Origin of the sequence: Selenomonas sp. WCT3 (genome assembly GCA_900100835.1) — a bacterium.
GTDB lineage: Bacteria > Bacillota > Negativicutes > Selenomonadales > Selenomonadaceae > Selenomonas_A > Selenomonas_A ruminantium_E.
In genome coordinates this window covers 27,321-41,843 of record FNCM01000015.1, presented here as the reverse complement: position 1 = coordinate 41,843, position 14,523 = coordinate 27,321, and the positions used below count along the sequence as shown (strand labels likewise).

At 50.8% G+C, this 14,523-nt stretch carries 11 protein-coding genes; 1 reads left to right on the top strand and 10 read right to left on the bottom strand.

Features of this window, described 5'->3' with window-relative positions; translation table 11 throughout:
* Nucleotides 1-104: 104 nt before the first annotated feature.
* The gene (locus tag BLQ36_RS11420) at nucleotides 105-866 is read left to right on the top strand and encodes a DeoR/GlpR family DNA-binding transcription regulator (RefSeq protein ID WP_074515711.1); all 762 of its coding nucleotides are present in this window, start codon (nucleotides 105-107) and stop codon (nucleotides 864-866) included.
* 67 nt (nucleotides 867-933) lie between these two features.
* Here BLQ36_RS11420 and BLQ36_RS11415 read toward each other — a convergent pair whose 3' ends face one another.
* From BLQ36_RS11415 to BLQ36_RS11370, 10 genes are all read right to left on the bottom strand, one after another.
* Entirely contained in the window at nucleotides 934-2,562 is a 1,629-nt protein-coding gene (locus BLQ36_RS11415; protein ID WP_074515710.1) for a GGDEF domain-containing protein, read from the bottom strand.
* Between the two features lie 98 nt (nucleotides 2,563-2,660).
* Nucleotides 2,661-4,301 (bottom strand): sensor domain-containing diguanylate cyclase, encoded by a 1,641-nt coding sequence (locus BLQ36_RS11410; protein ID WP_180364876.1) that lies wholly within the window; start codon nucleotides 4,299-4,301, stop codon nucleotides 2,661-2,663.
* A gap of 122 nt (nucleotides 4,302-4,423) precedes the next feature.
* Entirely contained in the window at nucleotides 4,424-5,389 is a 966-nt protein-coding gene (pfkA, locus tag BLQ36_RS11405) for a 6-phosphofructokinase (protein ID WP_033170955.1), read from the bottom strand.
* A gap of 153 nt (nucleotides 5,390-5,542) precedes the next feature.
* A complete protein-coding gene (manZ, locus tag BLQ36_RS11400; RefSeq protein ID WP_074515708.1) occupies nucleotides 5,543-6,367 on the bottom strand; it encodes a PTS mannose transporter subunit IID in 825 nt (274 codons plus the stop codon).
* A gap of 25 nt (nucleotides 6,368-6,392) precedes the next feature.
* Nucleotides 6,393-7,196 carry a PTS mannose/fructose/sorbose transporter subunit IIC gene (locus BLQ36_RS11395; RefSeq protein ID WP_074515707.1) on the bottom strand — a complete coding sequence of 268 codons (804 nt, stop codon included), beginning with the start codon at nucleotides 7,194-7,196 and terminating at the stop codon, nucleotides 6,393-6,395.
* An 86-nt stretch (nucleotides 7,197-7,282) separates the two neighbouring features.
* A complete protein-coding gene (locus BLQ36_RS11390; protein ID WP_033170958.1) occupies nucleotides 7,283-7,759 on the bottom strand; it encodes a mannose/fructose/sorbose PTS transporter subunit IIB in 477 nt (158 codons plus the stop codon).
* Entirely contained in the window at nucleotides 7,759-8,190 is a 432-nt protein-coding gene (locus BLQ36_RS11385) for a PTS sugar transporter subunit IIA (protein ID WP_074515706.1), read from the bottom strand. Before BLQ36_RS11385 ends, BLQ36_RS11390 begins: the two co-directional genes overlap by 1 nt.
* Nucleotides 8,191-8,516: 326 nt before the next feature.
* On the bottom strand, nucleotides 8,517-11,315 hold the full coding sequence (locus BLQ36_RS11380; RefSeq protein ID WP_074515705.1) for a sigma-54-dependent transcriptional regulator: 2,799 nt from the start codon (nucleotides 11,313-11,315) through the stop codon (nucleotides 8,517-8,519).
* 96 nt (nucleotides 11,316-11,411) lie between these two features.
* Nucleotides 11,412-11,867: a hypothetical protein gene (locus BLQ36_RS11375; RefSeq protein ID WP_074515704.1), complete on the bottom strand. Its 456-nt coding sequence runs from the start codon at nucleotides 11,865-11,867 to the stop codon at nucleotides 11,412-11,414.
* Between the two features lie 119 nt (nucleotides 11,868-11,986).
* Nucleotides 11,987-14,521 carry a heavy metal translocating P-type ATPase gene (locus tag BLQ36_RS11370; RefSeq protein WP_074515703.1) on the bottom strand — a complete coding sequence of 845 codons (2,535 nt, stop codon included), beginning with the start codon at nucleotides 14,519-14,521 and terminating at the stop codon, nucleotides 11,987-11,989.
* Nucleotides 14,522-14,523 lie beyond the last annotated feature (2 nt).

Here is a 14,523-nt window from a genome sequence, read left to right as displayed (position 1 = left end):
ATTAAAATCCCCTTGTAATGCAATTCGATTAGAAGTATAATATATCCATAAAACATACCCAAAACTTCACAAACATATTAACATAAGCACAAGAGGTGGCTATCATGAAAATAGACCGCATACAACAAATCCATGAACTCTTGAAGCGCAACCACAGCGTCTCTCTCAATGACCTCTGCGACAGCTTCGGAGTATCCAAAAACACCATTCGCCGGGACGTTGCCGAACTGGAAGCCAGCGGTATCGTCAAAAAAGTTTACGGCGGTATCGTACTAGCCGATGAAGAAACCGGCGCCCCGGAACCCTTCGCCTACCGCGAAGGGCGAAACGTAGATGCCAAAAAGCTGGTGGCCCAAACCGCTGCCGCCCAGGTACAGGACGGCGATGTCATCTACATCGATTCCGGCACCACCACCATGCACATGATTCCCTATTTGATAAAGCGAAGATACCTTACCATTGTCACCGCCAGCGTCCATGTCATCAACGCGGCGGGCAGCTACCCGGGTCTCAACATCATCGCCACCGGCGGCACCCTCTACATGCCTTCCAATGCCTTTGTAGGACCCAGCGTCCTTGCCGCTCTGCAAAACTACAATCTGTCGAAGATTTTTTTGGCCAGCACCGGCATATCCATTGCCCACGGTGCCACCAACGCCTCGCCGCTGGAATGTGAAATCAAACGCAGCCTGGCACAAAAAAATGCTGAATCTTTCCTGCTGGTGGACAGCAGCAAATTCGACAAAGCCTCCCTTATGACCTACTGCCGGCTCTCCGACCTGGACGCCGTCATCACCGAAAAAGAACCTCCTCGCGAATATGGCGAATACTTCGAAAAACATAACGTCCGACTGATACTGCCATAATAAAACGGCTATTGCCCCCACCGGGCAATAGCCGTTTTTTCGTCTTTCGTTGTAAACTTTCCCTTTATTATTCCTGCATTACGCAGTTTCTGCCTTTGTTTTTAGCCCGATAAAGGGCTTTATCCATGCGGCGGAACAAGTCAATATTGCAATCATCCTCACCGTGCCAATAAGCCAGGCCAATGCTGACGGTAATCCGTTTCTCCTGCAGGATATCCGCTTTCTCCACCAATTGCCGGATTTTTTCCGCCAGCCGAAAGGCAACGGTTGCATTCGCGCTGGGAACATATACGACAAATTCTTCACCGCCCCAGCGGAAAAACTCGTGACTTTTATCCAACTGTTCCCGTACCACTGCGGCAAACTTCCTTAGCACCTTATCCCCCGCATCATGCCCTAGGGTATCGTTAACCTCTTTGAAGTGGTCGATATCCAACATCAGCATGGAAAAGGATTCCGTCTCCCGATGCTGCATAAAACGGTTAAAGGCCGTCCGATTCCGGCAGCCCGTCAACCCGTCGACCTCCGATTTTTCCATAGCCAGAGCAATCTCATATTCGAGATTATTCACCCGTTCCTGCATCCGGCGTTCCCGCAGCAATTGTTCCCGCAACATGCAGATGATAAAGGCCGTCAGCATATAAACACAACAAGGCACCAGATAAGTCTTCCAGGGCATAATATCTAGCAGCTGATTCAGGCCATCCAACACCCCCGCTGCCCCAAAGCTAAGCATCGGCACTATGGCAAACCTTGAGTAGATATTCTGGTACTTGCGCACCGACAACATCAGCCAGTAAAGCACAAACACCTGACACGGGATAAGCATCAAATAATAAAGATACAGGCCGCCGTGAAATCCCGGAAGACGGCATAATTCCGCCGCCATTACTGTCGCAGCCAGCATGCCATAGGCCCCAATTACATAGAGAATTTTCCCTTTGAACTCCGGTTCCACAATCTGATAGATGACAAAATTTCCTGCCAGGGGCAGCAAATAAATCGCTCCATGGGATAAATTCCACCAAAAAGCCGGCCAATCCCAAAACAACTGCACCGTATGGGAAAGACTGACGCTGAGAACACTCATCACCAGCAAAAGCAGCAATAAACTGAAGTCCAGCTGCTTCCAGGCTGTCTGATGGAAATAATACATCAAGATAATCAAAGCCAGCAGTAAAGCCACCGGCAGGGACAACACATAGGGCAAATCATACAGGAACACCTTGCCCGCCTGAACTCTGGCGGTATCCAGGCTGAATTCCGACAGATTCACGGGACTTAAACGCCGATTCCCATGAAGTTCCACCACCAGCTGCTCCTGCTGGGTAAGTTCCGGCAGCTTCACCATATGCCACCGTCGTGCGTAGGAAGTAAAAAGCGTATCCCCAGAAGCTTCCTGCTCATAGACAGTCTGATTTCCCACCATGACGCGGACACTCTGGCCACTGGTTTGAAAAAACAGCGTATCCTTAAGGGAATCCGCTGGCGATAAGGTAACGGCCAACCAGACCTCCTCATAACACGTCTTAAAACCATTTTGCTCCACAGGCGGGCAAGAACGCCAGCTGCCATCCTGCGCCCCGCTATAGGACCAATCGTCCTGTATGGTTGCCGCCTCGCTGCCAGCCGGTTGTCCAACGGCAGACAAAAAGAGGAACAACAGGGCCATTATCCGCGTAAATAAACGCTTCATATCAAAAGCCCTCCTGTTCCTCATCCACTGAATGTACAAAAATCACTTTCCCTACATTAGCGGATAAGTTTCATTTTGTCAAGGAATTTTCTTTATTATCAAGACGAAAGTCCTACATTTTCAGGTGCACAACAAACCATATTGCGGCCATTGCGTTTGGCCGTGTAAAGAGCTGTATCCACGCGTTTCAGCAAGTCAGCAGCACTGTCCCCTGTTCCCTGCCAGGAGGCCACCCCAATGCTGCAGGTAATCCGCTGCCGTGGGAAAATATCGGAATAAGCCACCTGCCGCCGCAAACGTTCCGCCACCAATTGGGCCTCGTCTCTAGAGCAGCCACGGCAAACCAGAATGAACTCTTCACCACCCCAGCGCACAAACACATCCGACTTCTTGATGTTGTCGCGAATCAATCCGGCAAAAGATGCCAAAACCTCATCCCCCGCATCGTGCCCATAGTTGTCATTGATTCGTTTAAAGAAATCAATATCCAGCATGATGAGAGAAAAGGCATCTTTTTCCCCACGATGACGGCTGATTTCTGCTGCCAACACCGAATCCATGCGATTCCGGTTATAGCAATGGGTCAGCCGGTCCGTCTCAGAACGGGCCACCGCCTCGGCCATGGCATCAGCCAAACCAGCCGCCCGCACTGCCAGCGACCGTTCCCGGCGAACCTGCTGCCGCACGATATAAAGGACAAAAATACCAATGGTAAAGGTGCCATAGGGAAGCAGGGATCCGCTTTCCGGCAGCCAGTAAAAATGACCAAACATGCCATCCAGCGTGCCCGCAATGAGCATCCCAGTCAACGGCAGCAGCATAGCCCGGCAATAGTAATTCCCCCGCACCGCCGAGCGAATGGTCCAATATGCCACCAGTCCTTCCAGCACCGGCAGCATGATATAAAAGCTGCCCGCACAGGCATCCAGGCCATTGAAGCCAAGCAGCTCACCGAACAGCGCCAGCAAGAATAAAGCCGAAAAGGCCATGACTACCTGCCAGGTCCCGCGCCGGTATTTCCGGTCAATGACCCGGTAAATAATCAAATTTGCCAGGATCGGCAGCAGATAAGCATTGATTCGCAATAGAAACCACCAAAACACCGGCATATCCAAAAACAACTGCTTGGTATTGAGCACACACATCATCCAGAGGACAAAGGAAATCATAAACAGGATAATCTGCGTATAAAGGGATTTGGGTGCCGTGGGACTCATATAATACATCATCATAATGAAAATCATAAAGATTCCCAGCGGGATATTGGCGATATACGGAATATCCCGCCGCAGGATGGTGGCCATCTGCGTCACACTAGAATCGAGCTGGATTGTCCCAAAATTCCCCAAACAAAAAGGATTGCCCGAGCGGGTATGAATCCGCAGCGTCCTACCCTCGTAATCCAGTGGCAAGTCCACCAAATGCCATCGCTGCCCATAGGACATGGGCCCTTGCTCCATATCCCCATAACTGTAGATTTTTTGGTCGTCCAGCCAAATCTCAAAATTTTGACCGGTGACATTAAGCAATAATGTGGCATCATGAATCGGTTCCTCCGGCAGCGTCGTCTGCAGCCACAAATATTGCGTCCCCTTCGCAAAGGGCGGCTGCCCCGGTGTCTGGAAGGGCCTCCACACCCCTGCACAGTCCGGGTCATCCTGCCAATACCACTGCCCGGCTAATTTCATCGCCTGACAACAGGGCGTCATGACCAATAGGCAAAGCAGCAACACCCACATGAAACCCGCCTTCCCCAGCCTTTTTCGCCATCGTTTTTTCCCACATATCTCCGCCATAAATTTTTGATTCCCTTCTCTAAAAAAGTCCCACTGTTTCCAGTGGGACTTTTTAATCGTTCTGATTATGCCAAAACGCGGGCCAGACGAACCAGCTCCGGATCCAGCGTCTTTTTGTTGTTTACTGCGTCAAACAGGTTTACGCCAACGACTTTACCTTCGTTGAAGCCAAAGACAATATTGGTTGCACCAGAGATGATAGCCAAGGCTGCCTTCTCACCCAGCATCGAAGCCTTCATGCGATCTTCCACCGTCGGGGATCCCCCACGCTGAATGTGTCCAAGAACCGACACGCGGGTATCAATGCCCGTCTTCTCTTCGACGACTTTGCCAAGGCCAACAGCCGAACCAGCACCTTCTGCCACGACAATGATGCTGTAGCGCTTACCTGCGTCATACATAGCTTTGAGCTCATGGCACATCTCATCCAGGTCGTATTTAACCTCCGGTACCAGGACATACTCAGCACCGCCAGCGATACCAGCCATCATAGCCAGCCAGCCGGAGTTACGGCCCATTACCTCAACGAGCATGATGCGGCGATGAGCCGAAGCCGTATCGCGCAGCTTGTTGATGGCATCGACAATCGTATTGGCAGCCGTATCACAGCCAATCGTGTAATCCATGCCCCAGACATCGTTATCGATGGTACCCGGCAGGCCGACAATGGGCAGGCCCGTTTCCTTGGAGAGCAGGCTGCCGCCCGTAAGGCTGCCGTCGCCACCGATGATTACAAGACCCTCGATGCCGCGTTTTACCAAGTTATCAAAGCCCTTCTTACGGCCTTCCGGCGTCTTGAACTCCATGCAGCGGGCCGTTCCCAGGAACGTGCCACCACGCTGGATAAGGTCACTGACACTGCGGCTCGTGAGCTGAACGATGTCGTCATCGACCATACCCTGATAACCGTTGTTGATACCATAGACCTCAATCCCTTCGTACAGGGCCGTACGGACAACTGCACGGGCAGCTGCGTTCATTCCCGGGCTGTCGCCGCCGGACGTCATTACCGCAATTGCTTTTTTAATCATGGAAACATCTCTCCTATAAAACTATGAAAAACTAATAAATATTTATTATCAAACCATACTACCTTATTTTACGAAACTCAGCCATAAAAGTAAAGTATTTCATAAGAAAAAGGAGCCGAAAATCAGCTCCTTTCCCAATTTTGTAACGATGTTTTATTTTACGTTCATGATGCCGAGGGCATAGCAGATGATACCAACTGCGAACAGACCGAAAATAATCGTGATAGCACTGACTTTGCGTTTGAGAAGTGCCATGCAGGCAAAGGTCATGAGCAGCGGAACAAGACCCGGCATGAGCTGGTCGAGGATACCCTGAACCGTCGTAACTACATGCTCGCCTTTGGCGTTCGTGATTTCCGAAACGACAACGGGGATGTTGACCGACGTCCATTTGTTAACGAGAGCACCCATGACAAACAGACCGAGGATGGAAGCACCTTCCGTAATCTTCTGGAGCTTGTTGCCAGCGATATCTTTGACGATATCCGTACCTTTGGCATAGCCGTATTTGATACCGTACCAGCGAACTGCCAGGCGAATAGCATTGAACAGAACGAAGAACAGGATCGGGCCGATGATGCTGCCCGTCAGCGCAAACGAAGCACCAAGAGCTGCCGTAATCGGACGGAGCGTGCCCCAGAAAATCGGGTCACCGACACCAGCCAGCGGGCCCATCATACCGACTTTGATACCGTTGATAACACCGTCTTCAATTGGTGCACCGTTAGCTTTTTTCTCCTCAAGAGCCGCCGTGATACCGATAATCGGTGCCGTTACGAATGGCTGCGTGTTATAGAACTCGAGGTGACGTTTGATTGCCTTTTTGAGCTCCTCGCCCTCATAGAGACGGCGAAGGATTGGTACCATGCCGAAGCAGTAACCCAGGCCCTGCATACGCTCCATGTTCCAGGATGCCTGCAGGAAGTTAGAACGGACGAATGTCCAGAAAAAATCGCTGGAAGTAATTTTCTTTTCCATTATGTATATCCTCCTCTACTCGCGCTTAGTCAAGTTCGTCGTCAAGATCGTCGTCAGAGCTGGAAGCTGCTGCGGCTGCCGGAGCTGCGGCTACTGCCTGATATTTCGGGTTCAGCTGGATGTAGACAACAGCGGCTACCAAGCCGATAACACCGAGAGCAACGAGGTTGAAGTTCGTGAACGCTGCGACAACGAAACCGAGGAAGAAGAACGGCATGAGGTACTGAGCGCCCATCATGTTGATGACCATTGCATAACCTACGACAACGATGAAGCCGCCAGCGACCTGAAGACCACCGGAGATAACCGGCGGAATAGCACTGAGCATATTCTCAACAGCACCCGTGCCAACCGTCATAGCGACGAGCAGAGCCGGGATACCAACGCGGAGACCCTGAAGGATCAAAGCACCATAGTTGCACAGATCGATACCAAAAAGATTCCCCTCTTCTGCGTAATCGTCTGCTTTGTGCTGGAACACAACGGAAACCGTCTTACAAATGATAGCCAGAACCTGGCCAGCAGCAGCCAGCGGCATGGCAATTGCAATACCAGTTGCCACATCCTGATGGCTGGCAATAACGAGAATCGTCGAAATAACCGAAGCCAAAGCTGCATCCGGTGCAATTGCAGCACCGATGTTCATCCAGCCCAGTGCCATCATTTCAAGGGTACCACCGATGATAATACCAGTCGTCATATCACCAAGAATAAGGCCAGTGACTGTGCAGGCAATCAGCGGACGATGGGTCTGCATCTCGTCCAAGCAGGACCCCATGCCTGCGATTGTCGCAAAGATAAAGATAAGCAGGATTTGAATAGAGCTCATTGTTTATTCCCTCCATTATGTAATATGAAATTCCCCAGGAAAGAAGCCGCCCCATACAGCTTCTTCCCTTTCTATGAAGAATATCCTTATTTCAGGACATCCATCAGCATAACTTTCTTATCCGTATCGACTTTACGGATTTCCAGCTCGATGCCTTTCTCGTTGAGTTTCTTGAAGGACTCGATGTCCTTGTCATCAACGGAAACAGCACCCGTAATCTGGTGTTTGCCTTCCTTGAAGCTCATGCCGCCGATGTTGACGCTCTTGATGTCAACACCATGCTCAACCAGATACAGAACGCTGGTCGGGTTCGTGAACAGCAGCAGACATTTCTCGTTCTCATATTTCGGATTTTCATAAACGCGGATAGCTTTATCCAGATCAACGACATGGGATTTGATACCAGCCGGAGCAACCTGTTTCAGAAGCGTTGCGCGAATCGTGTCTTTAGCGACCTCATCATCGCAGACGATGATGCGCTGGCAGCCCGTTACCTTCGACCAAACCGTGGCAACCTGGCCATGAATCAGACGGTCATCAATTCTTGCTAATACGATATTCATTATAAATCCTCCTCTTCATCATCGGAAATCTGGCTGGCATGGAAAGTCTGAGTGCCGTTCTTGCCGGCCTCAACTGCTTTCTCCATTAAAGCCTTGATATCCGAACCATCATCCATCATCTGAGCACTGCACATCTCGATGAGCATCGGCAGATTTACGCCAGTTACGATGCCGTAATTCTCATTGCCGATGACCAGACGGCAGGCTGCGTTGTACGGGCTGCCGCCGAACAGGTCGTTCAGGAACAGGACGCCGCCGTCGCAATCGAGCTCGGCAATAGCCGCCTCGTATTTCTTGACCACATCGTCCGGACCCTCACCTGGAATCAACGTTACCGCACGAACATTTTTCTGCTCGCCGCAAATCATTTCGCAGGACTTCAAAAGTTCCTGGGCGAAAATACCGTGTGTTCCAACAATAATACCAAACATGGAAACTTCCTCCTTATACTACACATTCTCTTATAACCATCCGGCTGTCTCTGAATGTTTTTGGCTTATTTTGCCTTACGCCCATATATATTGCAAGGAGCGTGCCAACTTTGTGTATTAATCCAAAAAAATCTTTTTACGCCCTGTCTTACAGGGGTTTTTCATAAAACTTTTTTCTCTTTGATACTTTTAATACACTTTTGATACACTGTTTCCCATTTTCCAATACACTTTGATACTGTCAGAAAATAAAATATCCACAAATAAAATACACTATGATGACAAACGTCATCATAGTGTATCATATCATCTTATTTTTTATTGACTTATATCATATTTGCCATGAAATAAAACTCATCTTCATCGAATCGGAGTTTTAGTGTCTCATCGAATACTCTGGCTGCTTTTTTTAGCGCCTCCAGCTTTTGTGTATCGACTTCAAGTTTATCCCCTTTATAAACCAGGGAACTGCGGGTAACGATACGCTCCAGCGCACAGCCGCAATGAACCAACAAACGGATGCGTACAGGGTTCGACAATTTTACTCCCAATTCTTTTTCCAGCAAACGGTCAAACTCCAGCAAACCTCCCATGACCTTAGCGGGATTCAGATAGGTCAAAAACTTCTGCAAGGATTCCTCACAAAGCTTCTGTACCACCATACTCCCTCTCCGTTTGGGAACCATATCGATCTTGCGATCTAGAACCAACTCGGAAAGCAGCTGTTCCCCGGTTCCGTCAATAAGCTGTTCTAAGGGGATGAAGGGAATCTTCGCCTTTGGCTTCTTCATGCCCACCGCAGCTACAATATGGTAAGCCTGACTGATTTCTTCAATGCGCTCTTCCATGTGTACCAGCCCAATGGGGATGACCTCCACGGCCCGTCCAGCATGGCGCAGGATGTCTTCCACCAATGCTTTGAGCTTCAAGGCTGCTCCCTGCCCGGTGGAACAAATCGTCACAATGGCTTCCTGACTGTTTTCGTTTGGCTGGGCCCCATCAGCAGAATCCACTGCTTCGTAACCTTTGAAGTTCCGCAGCGAATCATAGATGCTGTCCAAATCCATACCGGCAATATCCACCTTGCGCATGGCTTCCAAAATCAGCGGCGTAGATACCATGTCCAGCGTACGGACGGGAATTTTCAGCTTTTCCGACAGCATCGCACCGATGTTGCAAAGGGAACCCATATCGGCCAAAATCAGCACGCCGTTTGCGCAATTCATAGTTCGGAGCATCGCCGCTGTCTTGTCGAATATCTCCTGGGGTTTGATTTCCAGCGGCATGTCCACTGCAATGATATTGATATCGGTGGAACTGAACAGCTTCTGGGCCACATCCACCATGGAACTGGCCGTACTCTTGCCATGGGTTGCCACCAATATCGTTACCTTCTCATCCAAATCGTCATCATCGGAGGATTCCAGCAGCAGGGCGATATACTCGATTTCGTTGCGGGGAACTTTTAGGTGGTAGTGCTTTTCAATCATTTCGCCAATTTCCCCGGCCACCTGCACACACTGGGAATCCTGGGGAACAGCCCCTTCGATTTCCGTATAGGGTATCGACTCTTTGGACTTCACCCGCTTGAGGAACGCCGAAAGATGCAGGCTAAAGGCATAAAGGAAGCGATCCCGATAGCTGCGGTTCATGCGTTTCTGCACGTAGAGCGATACCTGTTCCGAAAAATCCACCAGAGCCTCATCCACGATTTTCAGCAAACGTTCCCGGGTGGTCATATTGACGGAATGCTTCTTGTTATAAAGGTCTTTGACGTATACGTTGACATCCGTAGCGACAATCTGCTTAATGAGCTCATCGCTGATGCCCTCACCCTTTAGCAGGGCTACTTTATCCTCTACCACCTGATACAGATTGAAGCCACCTTCGTTGCCGCCGGCTCCTTCCAGCTGGAAATTCCCACCTGGCGGCGATACCACCAGTGGCTCACTGACGTATTTCGTCAGCTCAGTAAGGGCCTGCCGATTAGCCGACAAGGTAAGCAAACCATCTTTGACATTTGAGGGCAGCATCTTAAAATCCACTTCAATATAGTTGGGATTATCGATGCCATTCAAAAAGGCCTGGGCACAGAGCAGTTTGATATTCGACTTCAGCTGGCCCACGTTGCCACTGCCAATACTTCCAATCAAGGCCTTCACCGACTCGACACTGATGCGGACCGGTTTTTTGACGCGCCGGGCTTCATCCATGAACAACAGCTTTAAGATGTCCAGCTTTTCCTCCAAGGTCCGCTCCGCCAAGGGCCGAATGGTGATGATATTGGGGATACGACGCACAAAGGTGCGCGTCAGCGCCGAATTCGGGTCCTCCGTCGTAGCGCCGATGATGAGCACCTTGGCCCGGCGGCTGCGGGTCGTCTCCCCCAGACGATTGAAGGTTCCCGTATCCATGAAATAAAAGATCATTTCCTGTCCTTCCGGCGGCAGGCGATGAATCTCGTCCAGGAACAATACGCCACCATCAGCCTCTTCCACAAGACCAGCTTTGGCGGTATCCGCTCCGGTGAAGGCCCCTTTGATATGGCCAAACACATGGGATATCAACAATTGCGGGTTGTTGTAATAATCAGCGCAGTTGAACGTCACAAAGGGTGCATCCTCAGCAAAGCGATGCATCGTCTTGCCATAGGCGAACATCATATGGGCAAACAGCGTCTTGCCGACACCAGTCTGACCGACAATCAGCGTATGCAAGCCATCTGGCGGGTAAAGGATTGCCGCCTTGGCCTGCTCCACCTGCCGTTTAAGACTGCGTTCCGCACCAATCAGGTGTTCAAAGGGATTGATTTCCTCATCTTCCACCCCACTGAGCTTTCGGCACTCCTCAATATCCTGAAACTGACAGTTGCCAGCCCCTAAGTCCGTATCCAGCAATCCCTCCAAGATCTCCCGATCGAAATAACGGACAGGACGGCCGGAAAATTTGACGATTTTCCCCTGGCGATGCAGCTCGTTTAATTCTTTTGACACATTGTTGCGCAAAATATCCAGGGCACCGGCAATCTCCTGAGCGTCCAGCCCCACCTGGCCCTTTAACTGCTCTTTCGTATATAATGCCGATTTCTCCCGGATATATTGATAGATACGCTCACTGCGTTTCATCCATATTCCTCCATTCTGATACTCTAATTTCTATTATAACAGTGTATCAAAAATTAGAAAAGCCAGCAGCTATGCTGCCGGCTCCTATCCTGCGGATTATTTCTTGTTTTTCTTTTTGTCTTTGTCTGCGCCAGCATCCTGCTTCTGCTGCTGAATCGGCGACAGACCGAAATCAATAACCTGCCCCTTCTGGTTGGTGATAATATCGCACTGAACCAGCGGATACTTCTCAAACTGGGCCGCATAGACTATGCGGTCATATTTCCCCAAACGAATCCAGGCATTAAACTGGTATTTCTGCATTTTACCCAGATTCTTGAGAATTTCCTGCTGCTTTTCCTTCATCTGCTTCTCGGTCAAAGCCTTTTGACCTTCTTCTCCCAGCTGGGACAAAGCCGTCTTATAGTCTGCCTTAACCAGCATCGTTTCCATCCACTTCTGAGCCCCCTGCTGCTCCACCGACAGGGTCTCCGCTTCTGGCGTAGCAGCAAACACATTGGCGGACATTGCTACCAGGCAGGCAAGGCAAAATGCTAAGATATGTTTTTTCATAATGGCAACCACCTTCCGAAAATTAAGGATTCATTCATTTCTGTTTATTGTAACATATTCATCCTAAAAATTCATAAAAAAAGAAGCAGCTATCAAAACTGCTTCTTTTTCCTCGGGTATCAAAGGATCAATTCGTACCCAGCTTCCTCGATAACCTGCTGAAATTCCCCATCCGGAATCTCACGGCTCATCTTGACGGCCGCCGTTCCCTTTTCCAGATTGACCTCCACCTCGGTTACACCATCCATGTTAGAAAGTGCATCCGTCACATGTTTCTGGCAATGCTTGCACATCATACCTTCAATTTTCAACGTCTTTTCCATAGTTAAAACCTCCTTATTCCTAACAACGCCGCCACCAGATAACTGTGGGGCCTTATCCATTGAAACCAACCGAAGCCGCAGGGCATTGAGACAGACACAAATGCTCGACATACTCATAGCGGCAGCCCCCACCATCGGGGACAATTTAATTCCCAACGAAGGGAACAATACACCGGCAGCCAGCGGAATACAGAGCACATTGTAGAAAAATGCCCAGAACAGATTCTCCTTGATATTGCGCATAACCGCCTTCGACAGCCGTATTGCCTGTACGGCATCTAGCAGATCATTTTTCACCAGCACTGCATCGGCACTTTCCAGGGCAATATCGGTTCCCGCACCAATCGCGATTCCCAAGTCCGCCCGAGAAAGCGCCGGCGCATCGTTGATGCCATCGCCAATCATGGCCACCCGATGGCCGGCTTTTTGCAGCGCCTCGATATGCATTGCCTTATCTTCCGGCAGGACCCCGGCGATAACATGGGGAATATTTAGCCGGCGGCGTATCGCCTCGGCCGTTCGTTCATTATCCCCCGTGAGCATAACCACATCCAGGCCCATAGCAACAAACTCGCGAACGGCTTGTCCGCTGGTGGCCTTTTCCCTGTCGGCCACACCAAAAATGCCCACCACCTGCTTTTCACAAGCTACCAGCAACGGAGTAACGCCTTCATCGGCCAAAGTATCCAACCATTCTTGATACGCGGCGGTTTCCAACTGCTGTTCTTGCAGGAAGCGTTGATTTCCCGCCAGCCATTTGCTGCCAGCTGCCTGTCCGCGTACACCACGGCCGAAGACCGCCGCAAAATCCGTCATGAGAAGTGGCTCGATTTGCCGCTTCCTGGCATAAGCCATAATCGCTTCTGCCAGCGGATGTTCACTGCCTGCTTCCAGCCCAGCCGCCGCCGCGATGAGTTCTGTTTCTGACACGCCGAAGGGCTGCACCGACACCACCTCAGGCCGCCCCTCGGTGATGGTTCCCGTCTTGTCCATCACTACCGTATCGATGCGATGGGCAGTTTCCAAGGCTTCACCGGATTTAATCAGGATACCATTTTCCGCCCCCTTGCCAATTCCCACCATAACCGCCACGGGCGTAGCGAGCCCCAGTGCACAGGGACAGGAAATGACGAGAATCGAAATCGCAATAGAAAATGCGAATTCCACATCCGCTCCAGCCATGAGCCAGATCGCCCCAGCACTGACAGCAATCGCCATGACCACGGGGACGAAAACACCGGCAATCTTATCGGCCAAACGAGCAATGGGGGCCTTGCTGGCGCTAGCCTCATCCACCAAGCGGATAATCCGGCTGATGGTAGAATCCTCCCCTACCCGTTCTGCCTTAAAACGGATAAAGCCATTCTTGTTGATGGTGGCAGAAGTCACACCATCGCCGATTCCCTTTTCCACCGGGATACTTTCCCCGGAAATAGCCGCTTCATCGACGCTGGTCGTGCCCCAGGTGATGACCCCATCGGCAGGAATGCGTTCGCCAGGGCGAACCACCACGGTATCCCCCACCTGCAGAGAATCGGCGGCGATAACCACCTCTTTGCCCTCCCGCAGCACAGTTGCCTGTTTCGGCGCAAGTTCCATCAGCTGTTCCAAGGCGCGGCTGGTCTTCCCCTTGGCCCGGCTCTCCAGATATTTTCCTACCGTAATCAACGTGACAATCATGCCCGCCGATTCAAAATACAGATTCTGGCTATACGATGACACCAACGCCCAATCGCCATGGCCCATTCCCCAGCCGATACGGAAAATCCCCACCACGCCGAACAGGGCTGAGACCATAGAGCCCATTCCCACCAGGGTATCCATATTGGGCGCCCCCTGAATAAGTGCCCGGAAGCCGCCGATATAAAATTTACGGTTCAGCAGCATAATCGGCAGTACCAGCAAAAACTGGACAAAGGCAAATACCACAGCATTTTCCGGTCCAGCCAGCACCTCCCGAAGCCCTGCAGGCACCAAAGCCCCTAAATGGTTCTGCATCACCACATACATAAGGGGCAGCAGGAATAGCAGCGACCACGAAAGCCGCTGGCGGAGCTCTCGTATCTGCCGATCGCCGATTCGTTCCGGCTCCGTTTCCGACGCCGCTCTTGCCGGGGCACCTTTGACCGACGCTCCATAGCCGGCCTTTTCCACCGCCGCAATCACTGCTGCCGCATCGACCACCTGTTCATCATATTGAAGCTGCATGCTATTGGTCAACAGATTGACCGATACGTCCTGTGTCCCCGCCAAACCTTCCACGGCTTTTTGCACCCGAGCCGAGCAGGCTGAACAGGTCATACCCGTTACATTGAATTTTTCTTTCCTCACAC

What these genes read in the sequence shown, in the direction of transcription:
- BLQ36_RS11420 (WP_074515711.1), top strand. Translation starts at nt 105, where the DNA reads ATGAAAATAGACCGCATACAACAAATCCATGAACTCTTGAAGCGCAAC.
- BLQ36_RS11415 (WP_074515710.1), bottom strand. Translation starts at nt 2,562, where the DNA reads ATGAAGCGTTTATTTACGCGGATAATGGCCCTGTTGTTCCTCTTTTTG.
- BLQ36_RS11410 (WP_180364876.1), bottom strand. Translation starts at nt 4,301, where the DNA reads ATGTGGGTGTTGCTGCTTTGCCTATTGGTCATGACGCCCTGTTGTCAG.
- pfkA (WP_033170955.1), bottom strand. Translation starts at nt 5,389, where the DNA reads ATGATTAAAAAAGCAATTGCGGTAATGACGTCCGGCGGCGACAGCCCG.
- manZ (WP_074515708.1), bottom strand. Translation starts at nt 6,367, where the DNA reads ATGGAAAAGAAAATTACTTCCAGCGATTTTTTCTGGACATTCGTCCGT.
- BLQ36_RS11395 (WP_074515707.1), bottom strand. Translation starts at nt 7,196, where the DNA reads ATGAGCTCTATTCAAATCCTGCTTATCTTTATCTTTGCGACAATCGCA.
- BLQ36_RS11390 (WP_033170958.1), bottom strand. Translation starts at nt 7,759, where the DNA reads ATGAATATCGTATTAGCAAGAATTGATGACCGTCTGATTCATGGCCAG.
- BLQ36_RS11385 (WP_074515706.1), bottom strand. Translation starts at nt 8,190, where the DNA reads ATGTTTGGTATTATTGTTGGAACACACGGTATTTTCGCCCAGGAACTT.
- BLQ36_RS11380 (WP_074515705.1), bottom strand. Translation starts at nt 11,315, where the DNA reads ATGAAACGCAGTGAGCGTATCTATCAATATATCCGGGAGAAATCGGCA.
- BLQ36_RS11375 (WP_074515704.1), bottom strand. Translation starts at nt 11,867, where the DNA reads ATGAAAAAACATATCTTAGCATTTTGCCTTGCCTGCCTGGTAGCAATG.